Raw genomic sequence first — 23,807 nt, 5'->3', positions numbered from 1 at the left:
GACGCGCTTCATCACGCTAAATCGCATTCGTGAAAGCAAGGTGACGGTCCGATTCGGTGGCGGGCACGGCGCGTGTGTGTGTCGGTGCCGGTGGTGGTTTCCTGGTCGAGCCGTTTCACGATGACCCGGTCGCGCAATGGACGTAGGTTTACGTTTTGGCTCTGTTCCATCGAGTTGGTTGGCACACCAAGTATCCCGAATATGGGTCGGTATATCGAATCCTCGTAATTCTGACAGGAAGTTTTTAGAGGTTTAGTGACCAGCAGTAAACGGATTGTTGTAACCCATACCAATCGCCTTTGCGGCTGACTGAATAGGCCGCCTGGGCTGCGGATCGGGATTGCCGGGCGGCGTACTGATCGCTGGTACGGATACGAAAGAGGTTGCTGGAAAACTAATACTGGTCATATATCGACGACGCTTAACAATTGTTGACGCTGATCGATCTGGTTTCGTGCGATGTTCGATGTCCGTGAGAGCGGATCGGGTGAATCGCGAGTAGACCAGGATCATGAATAAAAAACATTATCGGCTGGTATTCAGCCGTGTGCGCGGTATGTTGGTTGCGGTTGAAGAAACCGCCAGTGCATCAGGTAACGCAGGGCGGGGCGAAGTCGGTTTCGCCGTTCGTTCGCCGCACGCATTCGCAAGCTTCACGCTTCGTCATGTGGCACTCGCCGTACTGGTTGCGGCCGGCGTGATGCCGATATGGGCCCATGCCCAGGTTGTCGCGGGCGGCGCGCACGCCCCGTCCGTAATCCAGACTCAGAACGGACTTCAACAGGTGAACATCAACCGCCCCGGCTCGTCGGGCGTGTCGATGAACACGTACAACCAGTTCGACGTACCCAAGCCCGGGATTATTCTCAATAACTCCCCGATCAACGTCCAGACTCAACTGGGCGGCATTATCGGCGGCAACCCGAATTTCCAGGCCGGCGACGCGGCGCGTCTGATCGTCAATCAGGTCAACAGCAACAACCCGAGCTTTATTCGCGGCAAAGTCGAGATCGGAGGCGCAGCCGCGCAACTCGTGATCGCGAATCAGGCCGGCTTGGTCGTCGATGGCGGCGGCTTCATCAATACGAGCAGAGCCACGCTGACAACCGGCAATCCGAACTTCGGGCCTGACGGAGCGCTCACGGGTTTCAACGTCAACCAGGGCTTGATTTCGGTTGTCGGCGCGGGGCTCGACACGGCCAATGTCGATCAGGTGGATTTGTTGGCCCGAGCCGTACAGATCAACGCGAAGGCTTACGCGAAGACCCTGAACGTGGTGGCTGGTTCGAACCAGGTCGACTACACCACCCTGAACGCTACGCCGATTGCGGGCAACGGCCCCGCGCCCACCATCGCGATCGATGTCAGCCAGCTCGGTGGTATGTACGCGAACAGGGTGTTTCTCGTGAGTTCCGAGAATGGCGTCGGTGTTGCGAACGCGGGCGACATTGCGGCTCAAGCGGGCGACCTGACGCTGCAAGCGAACGGTCGCCTCGTGCTGTCGGGCCAGACCAATGCGGCCGGCAATATGTCTTTGTCGGCATCGGGTGGTATCCAGAACAGCGGCGTTACGTATGGCAAACAGTCGGTTACGGTCAACACCGGCGCTGCCGATCTGACCAACAGCGGCGCGTTGACCGCCCAGCAGAACCTGACCGCCAACGTCGGCAGTCTCAACTCGACGGGCACCCTTGGCGCGGGCATCAACGCCGACAGCACGGTCGGCACGAGTGGCGATCTGAGCGTTACGGGCAGCGGCCAGTTGACCGCGACGGGTACCAACAGCGCTGCCGGCAACGCGACCTTCACCGGTAGCGGCGTCGATCTGTCGAACAGCGCGACGGCCGCCAACGGCAACCTCGCGCTGACCGCGACGGGGGGCGATGTGAATCTGACTGGCTCGACCGCCAGCGCCAAGGGCGCCGTGAACGCGCAGGCGAGCGGCACGGTCATCAACGACCGGGGCAATCTGTCGAGTGGCGCGGGCATGACGCTCGGCGGCGGCAACCTGTCGAACCAGGGCGGCCGCGCCAGTTCGCAAGGCCCGCTGTCAGTGCAGATGGCCGGCACCGTGTCGAACCAGAACGGCATGCTGAACTCCCAAAGCACGGCCGAGGTTCGCGGGAGTGCGATCCAGAACAATGCAGGGCTGATTCAAAGCGCAGGCAAGCAAACGATTGCTGGCGCATCGGTCGACAATAGCGCGGGTCAGCTGATTTCCCTGAATGCTGACGGCTTGTCGGTGACCGCAACCGGTGCGATCACGAACGCTGCCGGCACGAACGTGAGCGGCGGCCTGGGCGGCGTCATCGGTGGCAAGGGCGACGTCACCGTACAGGGGAACACGGTCGCGAACAGCAGTTCGGTATCGGCCGACGCGAACCTGCACGTGATCGGCCAGAGCATCGACAACGGTAACGGTATTCTGCACGCCGGACAGACCACCACCGTCGACGCCGGCAATCATTTTGCGAATGCCGGCGGCCGGGTTGAGGGCCAAAGCGCCGTGTTGAACGGCGCGACGCTGGACAACTCCCAAGGCACGATCAATGCGGCGATGGTTTCGCTGAACGGTTCGACGCTGCTGAACCACGGCGGTACGGTCACGCAGACCGGCACCGGCCCGATGACGGTCGCGATCACCGACACGCTGGACAACTCGGACAATGGCCTGATCCAGACGCGCAGCACGGACCTGTCGCTCACGCCCGCTACCCTGATCAACGACAACGGCGGCACGATTACACATGTCGGCACGGGCACGCTGACGGTCGGCAACGGTTCGGGCACGGTCAGCAACAAAGCGGGCGCCATCGCCAGCAACGGCCGAACCGTCCTGCAAGGCACGACGATCGACAACTCGGCTGGTTCGGCGTCCGGCCAGACGGGCTTGAGCGTCAACGCGGCCGACTCGATCACGAATGCGAGCGGCAAGCTCACGTCGAACGCCAACGTGGACCTGACCGCGGGCGGTGCCGTGATTAACGACGGCGGCGAACTCGGTTCGAAAACGGCCGCGACGACGATTCATAGCGGCTCGCTGTCGAACCTCGGCGGCAAGGTCGTCTCGCCCACGCTGACGGCCACTGTCGCCGGCCTGATCGACAACAGCCAGAACGGCGACATCGAAGCCAATCGGCTTTCGTTAACTGCCGCGAATCTGAAAAACCAGGGTGGCCGCATTTCGCAATGGCAGAACGGGCCGACCACGCTCGCCATTTCCGGCACGCTCGACAATTCGAATGGCGGTGTCATCCAGACCAACAGCACTGACCTGACGCTCGCGCCGGCCGCACTAGACAACTCGAAAGGCACCATCACGCATGGTGGCACCGGCACGCTGACGCTCGCACCGGGTAATGGCGCGGGGGCCTTGCAAAATATCGGCGGCACGATCGGCACCAACGGGCAGGCCATCGTGAAGGCCGGCAGCCTGGACAATGGTAGCGGCGTCATTGCAGCGAAATTGGGTCTGTCCGCCACGACCGCTGGGGCGATGAACAACGCTCAGGGTCTGATGCGCTCGAACGCGGCGCTGTCGATCATCAGCAACGGCGCGCTGTCGAACCAGCAAGGGCACATCGAGGCGGGCACGGCCGGCGACACGAGCACGCTGTCAATTCAGGCCGCGTCGATCGACAACACCGACGGCGCGGTGCACGACTTCGGCAGCGGCGCGATGAACGTGCAAGGCGGCAGCCAGATCGTGAACAGCCACGCTGGCGGTGTCGACGGCATGGGGCAGATGACCGGCCAGGGCGACGTGACGATCGGCGCGGCTTCGATCTCGAACACGCAAGGCGGCCAGTTGATGGGCGCGAACCTTCGCGTTCAAGGCGATAGTCTCGACAACTCAGGGGGGCAGGTCGGCAACGTAGCGAATGCCACGGGCGACGTGAGCGTCGCGATGTCGGGCGCGGTGACGAATGCCAACGGGTCGCTCACCTCGACGCGCGACCTGTCGGTAGCGGCTTCCACGCTGCTCGGCGACGGCACGTACAGTGCGGCGCGCGACGCGGCGATCAATCTGCAAGGCGACTTCACGACGACGCCGCAAACGCTGTTCAACATTGGTCGCGACCTGACGTTTACGTTGCCGGGCACGTTCGCCAACAGCGCGAACCTGCAATCGGTCCGCAACCTGACAGTCAACGCCGGCAACATCGTCAACACGGGCGCGATCACGGCCGGCAGCCTGCTCAGTACGCATTCGGGCGACCTGACGAACTATGGCGCGATGGTCGGCGGCAGCGTCGCCATCCAGGCCAGCGGCACGGCGTCAAACCTCGGCCCGGTCGCGTTGATCGGCGCATCGGACACGGCGGGCCTGCTCGAAATTCTTGCGCACGACATCGAGAACCGCGACGACACGACGCTGGGCGACTCGATGCCGACCACGACGATCTTCGGGCTCGGCAAAGTGGCTTTGGCTGGCGGCAAGGATGCGAGCGGCAACTATACGAACGCGGCGTTGATCAACAATGCGTCGGCGGCGATCCAATCGGGTGCTGCGATGGAACTGCACGCCGACAAGGTCACGAACACGCGGCGCGTGATGCAGACTTCGGGCAACACGAGTCAGGTCGATCCCGCACTGCTGCAACAGCTCGGCATCAGCATGTCGGGGTGCGCCGCTTACTTCATGGCAGCCTGTAGCGGTCAAGACGTTCACTGGGTCAACATCTTTCACGACCCGAACGATCCCAGTTACGATCCCGCGCCGATCATCGCCGCGCTCAAGGCGCAGCCGGGTGGCGTCTTCACGGTACCGCCGAACGGCGGCCAGTGGAACAGCGGTTATCAGTACACGACCTACGAGGGCAAGGCGGTCGCCAACACCGTGACGAAGCTGAGCCCGGGCGCGCAGATCGCGTCGGGCGGCGATCTCGACGCGTCGACGGTCAAGACGTTCCAGAACTACTGGAGCAGCGTGACGGCGGCCGGCAACATCAAGCAGCCCGCGAGCCTCGACATGGACGGCTGGGGCGCAACGGGCCAGCAGGCGCCGGGCGTGACGGTCACGTATTCCGGGTACTACCACTACAACAACTACGACAACACCGAACACAACTGGACCTTGCCGTTCGGCGACAAGCCGTTCGTCGGCGGGCCGGGCGGCTATACGCAGGCCGCGCCGGCCGACGTGCGGCAATACAGCTTGCCCGACTATCGTTCGACGTGGGGCGCAAACGGCACGATCTCGGGCAACGGCGTGAGCGTGAACAACACGGCGGCCAATGCGACCATTCCGTCGCTTGGCCTGCTGCCCGGTCAGGCCGTGCCGGGACTGACGATCGGCACGGTGAGCGGCAATGCAAGCGGCACGCAGTCGGGAGCCGCCGCGATCAAGGGCGGTACGCCGACCTGGGTCGACCCGGTCATCGCGAGCGCGACGGCCGTGAACGTGCTGAACAACCTGACGATTCCGCAAGGCGGCCTGTATCGTCCGAATCCGGCACCGAACCCGACGTACCTGATCGAGACGAACCCCGCGTTCACGCGGATGAACAATTTCCTGTCGAGCGACTATTACCTGAATCAGATCGGCGTGAATCCGCTGACGACCGAAAAGCGTCTCGGTGACGGGTTCTACGAGCAGCAGCTCGTGCGCAACCAGGTCACGCAACTGACGGGTAAGGCGGTGTTGGGGCCGTATACGGACCTCCAGGGCATGTATCAGTCGCTGATGCTCGCGGGCGCAGAATTGTCGAAGTCGCTGAACCTGCCGCTCGGCATGAGCCTTTCGGCGCAGCAGGTGGCCGCGCTCACGACCAACGTGATCATCATGCAGACCGAGACGGTCGGCGGCCAGCAGGTATTGGTACCGGTCGTCTATCTGGCCAAGGCCGATCGGCAGAACGCGAACGGTCCGTTGATCACGGCCGGCAATATCGATTTGAAGAACACGCAGGTCTTCACGAACAGCGGGACCGTGAAGGCGGACACGACGCTCGCGCTTCAGGGCAAGCAGATCGACAACGCGTTCGGTGCGCTGCAAAGCGGTGGGCTGATGTCGCTCGATACGACGGGCAACGTGGACCTCACGTCGGCCAACGTGAAGGCCGGAAGCCTCGACCTGAACGCGGGTAACAAGCTGATTCTGGATACCGCGACGCAGACGACGCACCAGGTCAGCCGCGACGGCGCGACGAGCGACAAGACGACGCTCGGGCCGGCCGCGAACCTGAACGTGGCCGGCGACGCGTCGATCAAGACCGGCGGCGACTTCCAGCAGAACGCGGGCAATCTGAACGTCGGCGGGAATCTGAACGCCAATATCGGCGGGAACTGGAATCTCGGTGCACAGCAGACCGGCGAGCACAAGGTCGTGCAGCGTGCGAACGGCGTGTCGGATACGGACCTCAACGGCGCGACCGGCAGTACCGTGAACGTCGGCGGCAAGTCGGCTATCGGTGTGGGCGGTGACTTGACGGCGCAAGGTGCGCAGCTCGACTTCGGCCAGGGCGGCACGATCGCCGCGAAGGGCAACGTGACCTTCGGTGCGGCGAGTGTTACGTCGACGATCAACGCCAACAGCTCGGGTGACCAAGGGAATCGCAGCTATGCGGAAACCCGGCATGGGTCGGACCAGGCGCTGACGGGCACGACCGTCAAGGGCGGCGATACGCTCAATGTGGTGTCGGGCAAGGACATCAACGTCATCGGCAGCACGATCGACCTGAAGAAAGGCGATGCGAACCTGCTGGCGGCCGGCGACGTGAATGTCGGGGTGGCCACCGAAACGCATGAGTACAACTCACGTGAGACGCACAGCCATAGTGGCGTCGTGAGCGGCACGAAAATCGCCAGCTCGCAGGATGCAACCTCGACGATCGCGAACGGCAGCCTGATTTCGGCGGACGGCGTGTCGATCGGCAGCGGCAAAGACATCAATGTTCAGGGTAGTACGGTCGTCGGGACGAAAGATGTGGCGCTGAACGCGGCGCACGACGTGAACATCACGACGTCGCAGGACACCAGCCAATCATCGACTACCTATCAGGAACAGCATTCGGGCTTGATGTCGGGCGGCGGCCTGTCGTTCTCGGTCGGTAACAGCAAGCTCGCACAGCAGAATCAATCGTCGAGCATCACGAACAATGCCAGCACGGTCGGCTCGGTCGACGGTAATCTGTCCATCAACGCGGGTAACACGCTGCACGTGAAGGGCAGCGATCTGGTGGCAAGAAAGGATGTCACCGGAACGGCGGCGAACATCCTCGTTGATTCGGCAACCGATACCTCGCACCAGGCACAACAGCAACAGACGAGCAAGAGCGGGCTGACTGTCGGCCTGTCGGGCTCGGTGGGCGATGCAATCAACAATGCGATCAGCGAGACGCAGGCCGCGCGCGAGTCGGCGAAGGACACCAACGGGCGTGCGTCGGCGCTGCATAGCATCGCGGCGGCCGGCGACGTGGCATTCGGCGGCATGGGCGGAGCAGCGCTGCTGAACGGCGCGAAGGGGCCGCAGGCCCCGAGCATCGGCGTGCAGGTTAGCGTCGGTTCGAGTCATAGTTCGATGCAGTCGTCGGAAGACCAGACGATTCAGCGCGGTTCCAGCATCAATGCGGGCGGGAATGCAAAGTTGATCGCAACGGGCAACGGCACGCCGAAGGACGGCAACATCACGATCGCCGGCTCGAACGTGAACGCCGCCAATGTTGCGCTGATCGCGAACAACCAGGTCAATCTCGTCAACACGACCGATACGGACAGGACGCAAAGCTCGAACTCGTCGTCGGGATCGAGCGTCGGCGTGTCGATCGGCACGAACGGCATCGGCGTGTCCGCGTCGATGCAGCGTGCGCATGGAGACGGCAATTCGGACGCCGCGATCCAGAACAACACGCACATCAATGCTAGCCAGACCGCGACCATTGTGAGCGGCGGCGACACGAACGTGATCGGCGCGAACGTGAACGCGAACAAGGTCGTGGCGGACGTGGTCGGCAACCTGAACGTGGCGAGCGTCCAGGATACGACCGTGAGCGCCGCGCATCAGTCGAGCGCGGGCGGTGGCTTCTCGATCAGTCAGGCCGGCGGTGTCGGTGGGAGTTTCAGTGCGCAGAACGGTCACGCGGATGGCAACTATGCCGGCGTGAACGAGCAGGCCGGCATCCAGGCCGGTTCGGGCGGGTTCGACGTGACCGTGAAGGGCAACACCGATCTGAAGGGGGCGTATATCGGCAGCACGGCCGATCCGTCGAAGAATAGCCTGACGACCGGCACGCTCACGACGAGCGACATCGAAAACCACTCGCACTACAGCGCGAACAGTGCGGGTTTCAGCGCTGGTGCATCGGTCGGGCCGAGCAACAAGGCAGTTGGCCCGTCGTCGGTATCGGGCTCGGGCGGCGTCACGCCGATGGTGTTCCAGAACGACAGCGGCGACCAGAGCGCGACGACGAAGAGCGCGGTGAGCGCAGGTACGATCAACCTCACGAAGCCGGGCGAGCAGACGCAGGATCTCGCGAACCTGAACCGCGATGCGACGAATCTGAACGGGACCGTTTCGAAGACGCCCGATGTACAAAAGATGCTGTCGCAGCAGGCCGATACGATGAATGCGGCGCAGGCGGCGGGACAGACGGTGTCGCAGGCGATTGGTCTGTATGCCGACCACAAGCGCGACGCAGCATTGGAAGCGGCAGACAAAGCCTACAAGGCTGGCGATTTGGCGGGCGCGCAGGCGGCGTTGAACGAGGCCAAGGGCTGGATGGAAGGCGGTGCGTCGCGCGCGGAACTGCAGATGGGTGGCGGCGCGCTGATCGGCGGGCTCGGCGGCGGCAGCGCGCTCACGGCGTTCGGCGGCGCAGCGGGAGCGGGCATGTCGTCACTGCTGGCGAACCAAGCCGAGAAGATCAGTAAATCGGTGGGCGATACGACCGGCTCGTCGCTGGTCGGCAATATTGCCGCGAACGTCGCAGCGACGGTCGGTGGCGCACTGGTTGGCGGTAGCGCGGGCGCGGCGATGGCGTCGAATGTGCAGCTTTACAATGCGGGTAACGACTCGGGGAACCAACAGTCAAACGACATTTTCGCAGCGTTGTCGAAGAAGGTCGCGCAAGCCATCGTCATGACGGGAGATGCCAAGGTCGGTGTCTGGAACGGGATGGTCAACGTTGCGGGTGCGATCGTCAATATTCCGAACGGCGGGCCGTTTGCTACGCCGGGTGATCCGGGCTACATTTCGCTGGATGGGCTGAAGAAACCGTATAAGTCGGGAACGTCGGTTGGCCCTGAGATGGAATTCTGGACGCCTGTTCTGGCGACGTTGGGCCTCGGTGGCAAAGCGGCAGTCGGAACTGACGCGGCAGCAACATCAACTGATGTTGCTACGGTTAGAAACGGTGCGCTGAAGAATGCGAGTGGTGATCTCTCCGCGGCAGCCAATTCGGCGAGAAATCAGCCGTATGGTCAGGGAGCAAGCGCCAGTCAGTCTCCGGGAACCCAGGGGGCAAGCTCAGGTAGTAATATCTCAGCATCAAACGGTTCATCGAGTCCCACGACAATTGTTGCGAGCAATCCAGTTGATCTGAATGCTTTCGATCGATTGAACGTTGTTGATCCGGCAGTAGGTAAATTTAGACCAGGTGAAGCCGGAGCAGCGGCAGAGCTTGAAAATTATCTGGGTGGCACGCTCCAACGTGCGCCTCAGGGCTCCTCGGTTGATTTTGTATTCAGCTCCGGGCCGAACAACGGTAAGACCGTGGATTTTATGCTTACGCCGGATACGGTCGCGCAGGCGGCAAAGATAAATCAGTTTTTTGATAAAAATCTTAATAATTTCATGAACACTCTTTCGGATCATGCGGCTGCTGCGGATTTTGTGCCGTTGGATTCTAGATTTCTGAGTGAGGCAAACAAAGCATTGCTTGTCAAGGCTATTGGCAATCTCCCGCAAAAACTGCAGGCGAAGATTATTCTGATCAAGTGAGGCGAAAATGGCGGGATCGATAGTTATTTCTAAAGAAGTGCGCGTCCCTGTGAGTACGAGTCAGTTCGATTATTTGGTCAGTCGAATCGGTGATCAATTTCACTCGTCCGACATGTGGATTAAGGATGAGGTTTACCTTCCTATGGAAGAGGGGGGGATGAGCTTTATCTCAACGGAATCGTTGAACTCTAACGGGCTGTCAATTTTTCTGGCGACTGTGATGCGGGCTAGAGCCGCTTCTCAGGCTGAGGAATCGTTTCCCCTATACGAGAATGTATGGAATCAATTGGTTGAGAAGTTGCGGCAGGATGCGCGGCTCGGAGTTTCGGGGAATTGATTTAAACCTCAGTCATGGTGAGGCGCTGATGCGGATTGATGATCAGTGTTGTATCGATAACGGAGATGTTTGTTGTCTATTCCCATCAATTCAAAACATAACTAAATGAAAACGACCAGACGGCTGGCGGTTTTACCAATCACTACTCTGATCACGCTTGCTGCGCAAGCACAACAGGCGCCGTCTCCCAGTGACCAGGCCGCCGCTGCCCGCGCGAACGCCGAGCAGAATCAGCAAGCTCAGCAGCGCCGTGATGCGCTGCAGCGAGAAGCCACCGTGCAAGCGCCGGGCGTGCGCTCGGACGTGCCGCGCCCGGAAGCCTATCCGGTATTGCCGACCGAAACACCGTGCTTTCGAATTGATCATTTCGGGCTCGACGTGCCCGACTCGCTATCGGCCGCGTCAAAGGCGCAAGGCGCATCAGCCTTGCCGATGGATCGCTTCGCCTTTGCGCGCGACTGGCTCGCGCACTACGCCGGCCAATGCGTTGGTAAGCAAGGCGTCGACCTGATCGTAAAAGGACTATCACAAGCCATCCTCGCACGCGGCTACATCACTACCCGCGTACTCGTTCCAGAGCAGGATTTGTCCACCGGCACATTGAAGCTTGCCCTGATTCCGGGCGTGATCCGCCACGTGCGTTTCGAGGACGAAAAGTTGCGCGGAACGTGGAAGACCGCATTCCCGACTCGCGACGGCGACGTGTTGAACCTGCGCGACATCGAACAAGGGCTCGAGCAGATGAAGCGTGTCTCAAGTCAGGATGTGTCAATGCGGATTGCACCGGGCGACATGCCTGGCGAAAGCGACGTCGTCCTCGACGTGAAGCGCGGCAAACCATGGACCGTCGTGGCGTCCATCGACAACTCGGGCACGCGCGCAACCGGCAAACTGCAAGGCAACGTATCGCTTGGCATCGATAACCCGCTGGGCTTGAACGACATTTTCAACGTCGGTTTCAACCAGGACCTGGAATTTGGCGACAAGCGTTTCGGTTCGCACGGCTGGAACGCGTTCTACTCGGTTCCTTGGGGTTACTGGACCGGCACGCTATCGGCCTATACCAGCACGTACTTTCAACCGCTCGCGGCCGTGAACCAGACGTTCGTTGCCAGCGGCAACATGAAGACGGTCGACTTCAAGCTCAACCGCGTACTGAGCCGCAGCCGGAACGATGTGTTCGGTGCACAGGTTCGCCTGACGCGCCGTTTCGGCGACAGCTACATCGAAGGCACGACGATACCGTCGTCGCACCAGAATGCGACCTTTCTCGAATTCGGGCTGAACGACCGACACTATTTCGGCTCGTCGCAGTTCGACGGTTCGCTTGCCTATCGCCAAGGGCTCGGATGGCTTGGCTCGACCGACAGCATGTTCGCGGCGGAGGGTGGCCAGACTTACAGATTCAAGATGGTCGTGCTCGATGCGAATTTGTCGACACCGTTCGTCATCGGTACGCAGCCGTTCAAATACGTGACGACCTTTCATGGTCAGTACACAGGCAACACGGTGTCGTACCTCGACAGCGTCACGATCGGCAGCCGTTATACCGTGCGGGGATTCGACGGCGAAACGCTGCTGGCAGCATCACGCGGGTTCTACTGGCGCAATGAGTTGCAGGTCCCGATCGCGCAGACCGGGCTCGCGGCCTATGCCGGGCTCGACTACGGCCGCGTATGGGGACCGGAACCGGTCGCCTTGGTCGGCACGCAACTCGCCGGAGCAGTGATCGGCGTGAAGGGTAGCGTCGCGACGCGCTTCGGCGCATATGCCTACGATCTCTTTGCAGGCACCCCGGTGTACAAGCCTTCCGGATTCGAGACCGCGCGCATAACACTTGGGTTTCAGCTTACGGCGCAATTCTGATCGAGACACGTAAAAGCAAAGAGCCATTTGCGGAAGCCCCTGTCGGGCATCTGGAGCAATTGGTCGCAATTCGTTAGCCGGTGCGATGCAAGAGGCAACCTGGGGGTAAGCCATCCGTTGCCGATCGTGGAGATATCAATGCTGAAAAATGCATGGGCCGGAAATGAGCCTCTCTGGAAAGTCTGGTGGGGACTCGGTATTCCCACCGGAGTGGCCATGTTTTTGATCAACGTCTGTGTCCGGCACATGGTTGATCTGTCGACGCCGAAGATCTACCTGGTACCGCTGCTCTGCTTGCAACTCGTATTGATCGCCGCATGGGTACGCACTGCCTGGATTTGTGCTCCGAACGTGAGGCATGGTCTGTGGATGTATCTTGCGCGAATCTGGCTTGTACTCTGGCTGCTTTCACTGGTTCAGCAAACGTTGCGGCACGGGTGAGCACCCGCGGTTCTGCGCGGTGTTACAAAGCTGGTCGGTCCGGCTTGATTTATCCGGAATCGAGATCGCTGTCGGACAGCTTGACGCCGTCGGCACGTGAACGTTCGCCTTCTATCGAACCCATCCTCAGCCCTGTCACCGCCGCAACTCGCGGGGCGTGAGCTGCCCATTCCATTGCCTCGAACACGAGATGACGGATTGGTTCATCCGGCCTTTTAAAACTGTTCGATGCACGACATCGAACGGTCATCGCCTTCCATTTCCAACCTGCCGCCGACCGCGCTGTGATAGCGCGCGGCCGTCGTTGCATTTCCTGCGGCGCTGATCAGGCAATAAATTATTGTTGGTTCTGCTTCCCCGACTGCACTCGCATAGTGGTGCTTCGATGTTCGCCCGCTTGCGGCGGCCTTCGCGGGCCGCCGCAAGCGTTTTCATGCTGCCCGGTCAGACACGCAGCGACCGGCTTCTTCTCGACGCTGAAACCGTAGCGCGGCACGCACGCCGGATCGGCGCCGGCAGCACACTACGCCCGAGCCTTCCTCCGTCGACAGTTCATCGATCGTGGCAGGGTCCTGCCTGGCCGCGCGCACGCCGGCGAACCGGCGCGCACGCTGCCACGTCGTCAGAAATCGAATCCCGGCCCGCCCGCGCCCGGGCCGCCCGGGGCGGCAGCCGGCGCCGCATCCTTCGGTGCTTCGAACACGGTCGCATCGGTCGTCAGCAGCAGTCCGGCCACCGACGCCGCGTTCTGCAGCGCGGTGCGCGTGACCTTGGTCGGATCGAGCACGCCCGATTCGACGAGGTCGCCGTACTCGCCCGTCTGCGCGTTGTACCCGAAGTTGCCCGTGCCTTCGGCGACTTTCGCGACGACGACGCTCGCTTCCTCGCCCGCATTCGTGACGATCTGGCGCAGCGGTTCCTCCAGCGCGCGCAGCACGATCTTGATGCCCGCGTCCTGATCGGCGTTCGCGCCTTTCAGCTCGCGAATCGCCTGCCGCACACGGATCAGTGCGACGCCGCCGCCCGGCACGATGCCTTCTTCCACTGCCGCGCGCGTCGCATGCAGCGCGTCGTCGACGCGATCCTTCTTCTCCTTCACCTCGATTTCGGTCGCGCCGCCGACCTTGATCACCGCCACGCCGCCCGCGAGCTTCGCGACGCGTTCCTGCAGCTTCTCGCGGTCGTAGTCGGACGTCGCCTCGTCGATCTGCACGCGGATCTGCTTCACGCGCGCTTCGATGTTCTTCGCATCGCCCGCGCCGTCGATCACGGTGGTGTTTTCCTTGCCGACCTCGATGCGCTTCGCCTGGCCCAGATCAGCGAGCGCGGCCTTCTCGAGCGTCAGGCCGGTTTCCTCGGCGATCACCTGGCCGCCGGTGAGGATCGCGATGTCCTCGAGCAGCGCCTTGCGGCGATCGCCGAAGCCCGGCGCCTTGACCGCGACCGTCTTCAGGATGCCGCGGATGTTGTTCACGACGAGCGTCGCGAGGGCTTCGCCTTCGACGTCTTCCGCGATGATCAGCAGCGGCCGGCCCGACTTGGCGACCTGTTCGAGCACCGGCAGCAGATCGCGGATATTCGAGATCTTCTTGTCGTGCAGGAGGATGTACGGGTTTTCGATCTCGGCGATCTGCTTGTCCGGATTGTTGATGAAATACGGCGACAGGTAACCGCGGTCGAATTGCAGCCCCTCGACGACGTCGAGCTCGTCGGCGAGCGACTTGCCGTCCTCGACGGTAATCACGCCTTCCTTGCCGACGCGGTCGATCGCTTCGGCAATGCGCTGTCCGATCGACTCCTCGCCGTTCGCGGAAATCGTCGCGACCTGCGCGATTTCCTTGCTGGTGGTGGTCGGCTTGCTGATCTTCTTCAATTCGTCGACGGCCGATGCGACGGCCTTGTCGATGCCGCGCTTCAGGTCGAGCGGATTGAGCCCGGCCGCAACGTATTTCTGGCCTTCGCGGACGATCGCCTGTGCGAGCACGGTGGCTGTCGTCGTGCCGTCGCCGGCCGCGTCGCTGGTGCGCGACGCGACTTCCTTCACGAGCTGCGCGCCGATGTTCTGCAGCTTGTCCGCGAGTTCGATTTCCTTCGCGACCGACACGCCGTCCTTCGTGACGACGGGCGCGCCGAAGCTGCGTTCGAGCACGACGTTGCGACCCTTCGGCCCGAGCGTGACCTTCACCGCGTTCGCGAGAATGTTGACGCCTTCGGTGAGCTTCGCACGGGCGACGTCGCTGAAAATGATTTCCTTGGCTGCCATGATTGCGCTCCGTTATTGATTGACGACCGCGACGATGTCTTCCTCGCGCAGCACGAGAAACTCGTTGCCGTCCACCTTGACGGCTTGCCCCGCGTACTTGCCGAACAGCACGCGCTCGCCGACCTGCAGGTCGGGCACGATGCGCTGGCCGTCCGTGTCCTTGCGGCCGGGGCCGACGGCGATCACTTCGCCCTGGTCGGGTTTTTCGGCTGCGCTGTCGGGAATCACGATGCCCGATGCGGTGGTGGTTTCCTGATCGAGTCGCTTCACGATCACGCGATCGTGCAAGGGGCGTAGGCTCATTTTTTTTCGTCCTGTGCTGTTCTGTCGAAATTGGCTGGCACTCTTTAACAGAGAGTGCTGACGAGTATAGAAATGCGCGGCGACGCGATCCAATAACGGATTCGGAAAAGCATTTGCGCGAATGCGCTTTGGGAGCGGCGCCGGCTCGGGCGCACGGAGGCCGTCGCCGGACACGACGCGCGACGCGGGCGCGTCAGATCAGCAGCGACACCGTCCTGAACAACGCGAGATCGTCCTTGCGCGCGGAGCGCGCGTGCCGCCGGATGACCTGCAGCAGGCAATCGATGAAGCAGCGTGCGGCCTCGCTCAGCGTGCTGCTGCGGCGCGTGACGATGCCGAGCTCGCGCGGCTCGAAGCTCTCCTTCAGCGACAGCGCGCGCATTCGCTCGCCGAACGGCGGCACGGCGGCGAGGATCGACGGGCACCACGTGCACATGTCGGCCTGCTCGAGCATCGTCTGCAGCATCGCGACCGATTGCGCGCGCACGATGCGTCGCTCGTCGATCTGCGCGCCGTGGCGCGTGAACAGGTAGTCGACGAGCGCCGCCTGGCCATCCGCCGCGAAATTCAGCACCCAATCGTTGTCGAGCAGGTCGTGGATCGATCGCGCGCGTTCGCGCGGGTGGCCGGCGCGCACCATCACCGAGGTCTCGTAACGCAGCATCGGCTCGAACGCGAATTCCTGCGCGCTGCCCGGCTGCACGTGCCCGAGCGCGAAATCCATGGTGCCGTCGCGCAGTAGCGGCTGTGCGACGGCGATCAACGCTTCGTAGAGTTCGAGACGCACGTCGGGCATCCGTTCTCGAAAACGCAGCACCGCTTCCGCCAGGAACGTCATGGTGAGCCACGGCGTGACGCCGACGCTCAGCCGCCCCTCGACGCGCCCGCGCATCCGTTCGAGATCGCTCTGCGCGTGCTCCAGTTGCTTCAGCACGAGCTTCGCATGCGTGAGAAGGGTTTTCCCGTATTCGGTAAAACCGATGCCTTCCGGCGCGCGCACGAGCAGAGGCAGGCGCTCGCTTGCCTCCAGCTCGCGCAACGCGCGCGTGACGGCCGCCTGCGACAGCCCGAGGGTGCGCGCCGCGCCCCGGATGCTGCCGGCCTCCGCGCTCGCGACGAGCGCCTGCAACTGATGCAGCTTCATGGTGCGATACCCGACAACGAAAGGTTGTCATCATAACGAAACCGCGGCTGTTCGCCCGGATTTTCGCTGCATACGATCCCGTCACGATCCGCCCTCCGGCGATCGGCAACCGGAACGTAGCGAAGGAGTATCGGGGTTGGGCCAGACACGAATTTTTCCCGAAATGGCAGCGATCGAAGCCGAGATGATCGCGCTGCGCCGCCGGCTGCACGCGCATCCCGAGCTCGGCTTCGAGGAACGCGCGACCGGCGATCTCGTCGCCGAGCACCTGACAACATGGGGTTATCGGGTGGAGCGCGGCCTCGGCGGCACCGGCGTGGTCGGCACGCTGGCGCGCGGCGCCGGCAAGCGGCTCGGGTTGCGCGCGGACATGGACGCGTTGCCGATCCGCGAGACGACCGGGCTGCCGCATGCGAGCCGGCACGACGGCGTGATGCACGCGTGCGGCCACGATGGCCATACGGCGATGCTGCTCGCCGCCGCGTGCTGCATCGCGGTGCGCGCGCGTTTCACGGGCACGCTGAACCTGATCTTCCAGCCGGCGGAGGAAGGGCTCGGCGGCGCGAAGCGCATGCTCGACGACGGGCTGTTCACGCGGTTCCCGTGCGACGCGGTGTTCGCGATGCACAACGTGCCGGGGTTGCCGGCCGGCGTGCTCGGCTTCTGCGACGGCCCGGCGATGGCGTCGGCCGACGAGGTGCGCGTGCGCGTGGCGGGCCGCGGCGGGCACGGCGCCGCGCCGCACACGACGGTCGATCCGGTGGTGGTCTGCGCATCGATCGTGATGGCGCTGCAGACGATCGTGTCGCGCAACGTGAATCCGCAGGAGCTGGCGATCGTCACGGCGGGCGCGATCCATGCGGGCGCCGCGTCGAACGTGATTCCGCCGCACGCGGAGCTCGAACTGAGCGTGCGCGCGCTGTCGCCGGACGTACGCACGCTGCTCGAGCGGCGCATCCGCGAGGTCGTGCACGGGCAGGCCGCGAGTTATGGCGCGACGGCCGAGATCGACTACCGGCACACCTATCCGGTGCTCGTCAATCACGCGGCGGAAACGGCATTCGCCCGCGAAGTCGCGCGCGAATGGGGTGGCGACGGCGCGCTGATTCCGCAGCTGCGGCCGATCGCGGCGAGCGAGGACTTCGCGTTCATGCTGAACGCGTGCCCGGGCAGCTACCTGTCGATCGGCAACGGCGACGGCAACGGTGATGGCGCGACCGGATGCGGGCTGCACCACCCCGGCTACGACTTCAACGATGCATGTCTCGCGACGGGCGCGAGCTATTGGGTCGCGCTGGCGGAGCGATATCTCGCGTGACGCGGCGCACGCGGCGAACCGGCGCCCGATGCGCCGGACGAATTCGATTCACGATCTACACGAGGAGACGGCAATGAAGCAGTGGATGGCGGCGCTCTCGATGGCGCTGGCGGCAGGGGCCGCACATGCAGGCGACTGGGCGGGCAAGGATATCCGGCTCGCGGTCGATCCGACCTACCCGCCGCTCGAGTACAAGCTGCCGGACGGCACGCTGACCGGGTTCGGGATCGACATCACGAATGCGCTGTGCGCGGAACTGAAGGCGCGCTGCGTGTGGGTCGAGTCGAGTTTCGACGGGATGATCCCGGGGCTGCTCGCGCGCAAGTTCGACGTGATCGCGTCGTCGATGACGATCACGCCGAAGCGGATGCAGCAGATCGCGTTCACGAACCGGATCTCGAACGCGCCTGCGCGGCTGATCGCGCGCAAGGGTTCGCCGTTGCTGCCGACGGCCGAATCGCTGAAGGGCAAGCGGATCGGTGTCGAGCAGGGCTCCGCGCAGGCCGACTATGCGATCGCGAACTGGCAGCGGGCCGGCGTGCAGATCGTGTCCTACCCGAACCAGGACCAGGTCTACGCGGATCTCGTGACGGGGCGGCTCGACGCGGCGTTCCAGGCGTCGATCGCGGCCAGCGACGGTTTCCTGAAGAAGCCGCAGGGCAAGGACTTTGCATTCGCCGGTGAAGCGATCGACGACACGAAGTACTTCGGGCAGGGCGACGGGCTCGGTCTGCGCAAGCAGGACACCGACTTGCGCGACGCGTTCAATCGCGCGCTCGCGACGATTCTCGCAAACGGCACGTATCGGCGGATCAACCGGAAGTATTTCGATTTCGACATCTACGGCGCGAAGTGAGCCGCGCGGCGTGCTGTCGGCGCGTCGCACGTGAGGAGACCCCGCGCGCGATCGACCGCGCGCCGGATACCGGGAATGACCGCCTGCACGGCCTGCGAATCGCGCGGGCATTCACGTGCAGGCCCGGAAAAACGAATAAGGATAACGAATGAACTGGAGAATTTTTTTCGTCGCGATTCCGGCGCTGTGCGCAGCGCCTGCGTTCGCGCAGGGTAGCATCACGCTCTACGGTCTGGTCGACGCGGGTATCGACTATACGAACGACGTCGGCGGCCACGGTGCGTGGCAGATGGCGAGCGGCTTCGCGCAGGGCAGCCGCTGGGGGCTGAAAGGCGCCGAGGATCTCGGCGGCGGCTATAGCGCGCTGTTCCAGATCGAGAGCGGCTTCAACGTGAACGCCGGCACGCTCGCGCAGGGCGGGCGCATGTTCGGGCGGCAGGCTTATGTCGGGCTCGGCAGCACGCGCTACGGCACGCTGACGCTCGGCCGGCAATACGATTCTGTGGTCGACTATCTCGCGCCGACGACCGCGAACGGGAGCTGGGGCGTCTATCCGTTCTCGCATCCGCTCGATAACGACAACACGGGCAACACGTTCCGCGTCGACAACACGGTCAAGTACGCGAGCCTGGATTTCTCTGGTTTCTCGTTCGGCGGCACCTACAGCTTCAGCAACGACACGGGCTTCGCGAACAACCGGGTGTGGAGCGCCGGCGCGCGGTACGAGCACGGCGGGCTGCTGGTCGGCGCTGCGTTCCTGAACGCGAACGACCCCGGCGCGACGTCCGGCGGCGCGGTCGCGGGTTCGGGTTCGGTCGGCGCCGATGCGAACTTTGCGTCGGCGCGGCTGCGAATCTTCGGGGCGGGGATCAACTACACGGCCGGGCTCGCGACGGTCGGCTTCGCGTACACGAACAGCAACGTCACGCGTCCGACCGCGAACGTCGGCTACCTGTTCGGCGACGAGACGATCGCGCCCATGACGGGGCTGCTCGCCGGCGGCACGGTGACGGCGATCAAGTACCAGAACTTCGAGCTGAACGGCAAATACCAGTTCACGCCCGCGTGCTTCGTCGGCGCGCAGTACGTGTACACGACGGTGCGCTACGACGCGACGACGGGCAGCGCGAAGCCGAAGATCCATTCGATCGGGCTGATGGCCGACTACGACCTGTCGAAGCGAACGGACGTGTACCTGATGGGCGCGTATCAGCGGGTTGCGGGCGACGCGACGGGTTCGTCGCTCGATCGGGCGCTCATCCCCGGCGCGGCGGACCTGTCGTCGACGTCCAAGCAACTGATGGTGCATGCGGGGATTCGTCACCGGTTCTGACGGCGTGCGGTCAAGCGGCGGTAACGGACGAAGGAAGACTCGTCGCCCGTCGCCGCCGATGCGCGTGCGTGACCGCGCATCGCGCCGCTTTCTCCCGTCACGCCGCGACGCGAATCACGACCTTGCCGAAATGCTGGCCCGACTGCAGGTATGCATAAGCTTCCGGCGCTTCGTCGAAGCCGAACACGCGATCGACGACGGGCCGGATCCGCTTCGCGTCGACGAGACGGACGACGTCGTCGAGCATCGCGCGGCTGCCGACCATGATCCCGTGAAGCCGCCGGATGCCGCCGATCAGCGACAGCAGCCCGAGTTCGGGGCCGCCGAAACTGCTGAGGCCGCCGATCACCGACACGATGCCGCCCAGCTTCGTCGCGGCGACCGAGCGCGGCAGCGTGTCGCGTCCGCCGACCTCGACGACGAGATCCGCACCCGCGCCGTCGGTGAGCCGCAGCACTTCATGCTGCCATTCGGGCGTCGCGCGATAGTTGATCGTTGCATCCGCACCGAGTGCACGCGCGCGTTCGAGCTTCGCGTCGCTCGACGATGTGACGATCGTCCGCAGCCCCGCCGCATGCGCGAGCTGCAGCGCGACGATCGATACGCCGCCCGTGCCGAGCAGCACGACGGTCGAGCCGGGGCCTGCGCCGCCGTCGGCGAACAGCGCATTCCAAGCGGTCACGCCCGCGCACGACAGCGTCGCCGCCTCGTCGTAGTCGAGATGCGCGGGAATCGCGACCAGCGCGGTTTCGTCGGACACGAAGTGTTCGGCCAGCACGCCGTCGAATTGCGCGCCCGGCGAACCCGAGACTTTCGCCGGCGTGGGCGGCCCGTCGATCCAGCGCGGGAAATACGTGTTGATCACGCGATCGCCGGGCTTGAAGCGCGTGACGTCGCGGCCGGTTTCGACGACTTCGCCCGCGCCGTCGGCCACGGGAATCAGCGGCGCGTCGCCGATGCCGAGATAATCGCCGCGCGCGAACATCAGGTCGCGATAGTTCAGCCCGGCCGAGTGGATCTTCACGACGACGTCGGTCGGCCCGACCGGCCGACGGGCGGCGTCGATGCGCCGGAGCCCGGCGACGCCGTCGCCCGGTTTCAGTTGCCATGCATGCATGTTCGACTCCTGGTTCGATGGGGACGGGACTATCATAGTGTTGCGTGTGGGGACGCATTGGCGAGAGTTTGGCCACGAACTGTTTCCATGCGGGACACAAACCTGCGAACGAACCGGAGCGGAATCACATGGACGAGCGGCTGAGAGGCGTCGCGGAATTCGTTGAGGTCGTGGAGTCGGGCAGCTTCGCGGCGGCGGCGCTGCGCGTCGGCGTCACGCGTTCGGCGGTCGCGAAGGTCGTCGCGCGGCTCGAGCACCGTCTCGGCGTGCGGCTGCTGCAGCGCACGACCCGCCAACTCAACCTGACCGACGAAGGGAGCGTCTATTACGAGCAGTGCCGGCGGTTGCTGGCCGAACTCGGCGAAACGGAGGCCGCGCTCGACGCGGGCCGGCGCGAGCCGTCCGGGCGGCTGCGCATCAGCGTGCCCGTGCTGTTCGGGCGGCAATGCGTGGCCCCGGTCATGCGGCGTCTCGTCGAGCGCCATCCGCGGCTCGAAATCGACGTGTCGTTCAGCGACCGCGTGGCCGACCTGATCGACGACGGCTTCGACATCGCGGTGCGCATCGGCGAGCTGGCCGATACGAGCGCGCTCGTCGGCCGGCGGCTGGGCGTGCAGCGCATGGGCATCTGCGCATCGCCCGCGTATCTCGAACGTCATGGCCGGCCGTCGGGGCTCGACGAACTCGCGTCGCACGTCGGCATCGCGTATTCGCGTGGCGGGCAGCCGGTGCCGTGGCGGATCATCGGCGCGGACGGCCAGGCGCACGACCACCGCGTGGCCGGGCGCCTGCGGTTCGACGACCTGCAGGCGATCGCCGAGGCCGCCGCCGCCGGCGCGGGCCTCGCATGGCTGCCGTGCTGGCTGATGGCGCCGTACCTGCGCGACGGCCGGCTCGCGCTGGTGATGGACAGCAACAGCGTGTCGGGCGCGGAGGTGTTCGCGGTGCGGCCGAAGTCGCGGCACGTGCCGTCGAAGGTGCGCGTCGTCGTCGATGCGCTGGTCGACGAGATCCCGCGGGTGCTGGCGTCGGATGACGGAGACAGGCAGGGGGCGCCGCATCGACGCTCGCATACCTCGTGATCTGCAATTCGCCGATCGCGATCTCGCTGTTGTTCATGATGGTGCGATACGGCGAAGCGTCTCGCGTGTCGGCGCCGTTCTTCCCGATTTCGCCCGCGACCGTGCCCGTGCCGATTGCGCTGGTGGCGCTCGGCGAGACGAATGGCATGCTCGCATGACCCTGCATGGCGCTGGCGGCGGCATGGCTGTTTCTCGTGATGCGTTACTGAACGCACAGGCTGACGGGCTTTCGCTGGCATCTCACATATCGAGACGACGTCCCGGTAATTGACGCGAATTTCGCGCGGCTCCTAGACTGGCTTGCATGACGCCGCGCTTCACTCGGCGCGACGATGCCGCCGCCGTGCGCGCGGCGGCCATACCGTCCCGCGAGACGATCCAGGAGACAAGCCGATGACCGCCGCCGCCCCGCAGTTGCACGCCGTCACGATGCGGCGCCTGAACCTGCGCCTGATTCCGTTCCTGATGCTGCTGTACCTCGTCGCGTATATCGACCGCTCGAACATCTCGGTCGCGGCGCTGCAGATGAACGCCGACCTCGGCCTCAGCGCCGAAATGTACGGACTCGGCGCGGGATTGTTCTACGTGACCTACATCCTGTTCGAGGTGCCGAGCAACCTGTTCCTCGCGCGTGTCGGCGCGCGCCGCTGGATCGCTCGGATCATGATCACGTGGGGCCTCGTCGCGGCCGCGATGAGCGCCGTCCATACGCCGGGGCAACTCTACGCGATGCGCCTGCTGCTCGGCGCGGCCGAGGCGGGCTTCACGCCGGGCATCATCTACTACTTGTCGGCGTGGTATCCGCAGAGCGATCGTGCGCGCGCGATGTCGTTCTTCTATATCGGCGCGACGCTCGCTTCGGTGATCGGGTTGCCGTTGTCCGGCGCGCTGCTGAACCTGAACGGCATGCTCGGCGTCGAAGGCTGGCGCTGGCTGTTCCTGCTCGAGGGTGTGCCCGCGCTGCTGCTCGGCTTCGTCGTGCTGCGCCGCCTGCCCGACACGCCCGCGCACGCGCGTTGGCTGCCGGCCGACGAGCGCGCGTGGCTCGAAGCGACGCTGCGCGACAGCGCGCCGCGCGAGCACCTGTCGCACGGCGTCGCGCTGCGGCGCGCGTTCGGCGATGGCAAGGTATGGGCACTCGCCGCGTTCTGGCTGCTGCAGGCGTTCGGCACGATCGGCCTCACGCTGTTCCTGCCACTGCTCGTGAAGAGCCTGTCGGGGCAATCGAGCTTCGCGGTCGGCAGTCTGTCCGCGCTGCCGTTCCTGTTCGCGTGTGTCGCGATGTATCTGAACGGCCGGCATTCGGATCTCGGCGGCGAACGCGCGTTACATCTCGGCGTGCCGATGCTGGTGGCCGGCGCATTGCTGGTCGCGGCGATCTATACGCCGGTGCTGCCTGTCGCGTATGCGCTGCTGGTGCTCGCGGTCGGCTTCAACTGGGCCGCGACGCCCGTGTTCTGGGCCGTGACGACCGAGTATGTGTCGGGCCTCACGGCCGCCGCTTCGATCGCGCTGATCAATGCGGTCGCGAATATTGCCGGCCTCGCGCTGCCGCCCGTAATGGGGCGGATCAAGGACGTCACGCATTCGTACGACCTCGCGCTGCTGCTCGTCGCAGTCGCGTTGCTGGCGGGCGGCGTGCTCGCGCTGCGGATCGCGTCGCGACGTGCGATGCCGGTGGTGGCGGAGCGGGCGGGGTGAACGTATGTGAACGCGTTACCCCGCTTCCGGATGAGGCACTTCGCGGCGTTATCGATGTTCGTCGTTTTTGTTCGATAACAGGAAGCAAGCACCGCCTGACGCCAGG

At 64.1% G+C, this 23,807-nt stretch carries 13 protein-coding genes and 1 pseudogene; 10 read left to right on the top strand and 4 right to left on the bottom strand.

Going from position 1 to position 23,807, the window contains the following annotated elements; all coding sequences use genetic code 11:
• Positions 1-511: 511 nt before the first annotated feature.
• The 4 genes from WS89_RS26740 to WS89_RS26725 all read left to right on the top strand — a co-directional run bounded on the left by WS89_RS26740 (position 512) and on the right by WS89_RS26725 (position 12,584).
• Positions 512-9,940: a hemagglutinin repeat-containing protein gene (locus WS89_RS26740; protein ID WP_059794823.1), complete on the top strand. Its 9,429-nt coding sequence runs from the start codon at positions 512-514 to the stop codon at positions 9,938-9,940.
• A 7-nt stretch (positions 9,941-9,947) separates the two neighbouring features.
• A complete protein-coding gene (gene cdiI / locus WS89_RS34875) occupies positions 9,948-10,277 on the top strand; it encodes a toxin-immunity protein system imunity protein CdiI (RefSeq protein ID WP_269434743.1) in 330 nt (109 codons plus the stop codon).
• Positions 10,278-10,382: 105 nt separating this feature from the next.
• The gene (locus WS89_RS26730) at positions 10,383-12,143 is read left to right on the top strand and encodes a ShlB/FhaC/HecB family hemolysin secretion/activation protein (RefSeq protein ID WP_059794817.1); all 1,761 of its coding nucleotides are present in this window, start codon (positions 10,383-10,385) and stop codon (positions 12,141-12,143) included.
• Between the two features lie 138 nt (positions 12,144-12,281).
• Positions 12,282-12,584: a hypothetical protein gene (locus WS89_RS26725; protein WP_082741981.1), complete on the top strand. Its 303-nt coding sequence runs from the start codon at positions 12,282-12,284 to the stop codon at positions 12,582-12,584.
• A 622-nt stretch (positions 12,585-13,206) separates the two neighbouring features.
• On the opposite strand, the gene groL is transcribed toward WS89_RS26725, so the two are convergent.
• From groL to WS89_RS26710, 3 genes are all read right to left on the bottom strand, one after another.
• On the bottom strand, positions 13,207-14,847 hold the full coding sequence (gene groL / locus WS89_RS26720) for a chaperonin GroEL (protein WP_059794813.1): 1,641 nt from the start codon (positions 14,845-14,847) through the stop codon (positions 13,207-13,209).
• 12 nt (positions 14,848-14,859) lie between these two features.
• Complete coding sequence (locus WS89_RS26715) at positions 14,860-15,150, bottom strand: co-chaperone GroES (protein ID WP_011694564.1); 291 nt, start codon at positions 15,148-15,150, stop codon at positions 14,860-14,862.
• Between the two features lie 193 nt (positions 15,151-15,343).
• The gene (locus tag WS89_RS26710; RefSeq protein WP_059794811.1) at positions 15,344-16,294 is read right to left on the bottom strand and encodes a LysR substrate-binding domain-containing protein; all 951 of its coding nucleotides are present in this window, start codon (positions 16,292-16,294) and stop codon (positions 15,344-15,346) included.
• Between the two features lie 163 nt (positions 16,295-16,457).
• Here WS89_RS26710 and WS89_RS26705 point away from each other — a divergent pair, with 163 nt between their 5' ends.
• From WS89_RS26705 to WS89_RS26695, 3 genes are all read left to right on the top strand, one after another.
• Positions 16,458-17,612, top strand: a complete 1,155-nt coding sequence (locus WS89_RS26705) for a M20 aminoacylase family protein (RefSeq protein WP_373558397.1) — start codon at positions 16,458-16,460, stop codon at positions 17,610-17,612.
• Between the two features lie 73 nt (positions 17,613-17,685).
• A complete protein-coding gene (locus tag WS89_RS26700) occupies positions 17,686-18,468 on the top strand; it encodes an ABC transporter substrate-binding protein (RefSeq protein WP_059794808.1) in 783 nt (260 codons plus the stop codon).
• Positions 18,469-18,616: 148 nt separating this feature from the next.
• Positions 18,617-19,801, top strand: coding sequence for a porin (locus tag WS89_RS26695; protein ID WP_059794806.1), 1,185 nt, complete (start codon positions 18,617-18,619; stop codon positions 19,799-19,801).
• 97 nt (positions 19,802-19,898) lie between these two features.
• Here the strand turns inward: WS89_RS26695 and WS89_RS26690 are convergent, their stop codons facing one another.
• Positions 19,899-20,918, bottom strand: a complete 1,020-nt coding sequence (locus tag WS89_RS26690; RefSeq protein ID WP_059794803.1) for a zinc-dependent alcohol dehydrogenase family protein — start codon at positions 20,916-20,918, stop codon at positions 19,899-19,901.
• Positions 20,919-21,046: 128 nt separating this feature from the next.
• Here WS89_RS26690 and WS89_RS26685 point away from each other — a divergent pair, with 128 nt between their 5' ends.
• From WS89_RS26685 to WS89_RS26680, 3 genes and pseudogenes are all read left to right on the top strand, one after another.
• Complete coding sequence (locus WS89_RS26685; RefSeq protein ID WP_059794800.1) at positions 21,047-22,000, top strand: LysR substrate-binding domain-containing protein; 954 nt, start codon at positions 21,047-21,049, stop codon at positions 21,998-22,000.
• Positions 21,976-22,158: pseudogene (locus WS89_RS33230) on the top strand (EamA family transporter); the annotation flags it as partial. The gene WS89_RS26685 and the pseudogene WS89_RS33230, both read left to right, overlap by 25 nt.
• A 235-nt stretch (positions 22,159-22,393) precedes the next feature.
• Complete coding sequence (locus WS89_RS26680) at positions 22,394-23,701, top strand: MFS transporter (protein ID WP_059794797.1); 1,308 nt, start codon at positions 22,394-22,396, stop codon at positions 23,699-23,701.
• Positions 23,702-23,807: the final 106 nt, after the last annotated feature.

Origin of the sequence: Burkholderia sp. MSMB1072, assembly GCF_001524725.1 — a bacterium.
In the GTDB taxonomy this organism is placed as follows: Bacteria; Pseudomonadota; Gammaproteobacteria; order Burkholderiales; family Burkholderiaceae; genus Burkholderia.
The sequence above is the reverse complement of the archived record's forward strand: the minus strand, read 5'-3'. Positions and strand labels throughout refer to the sequence as shown.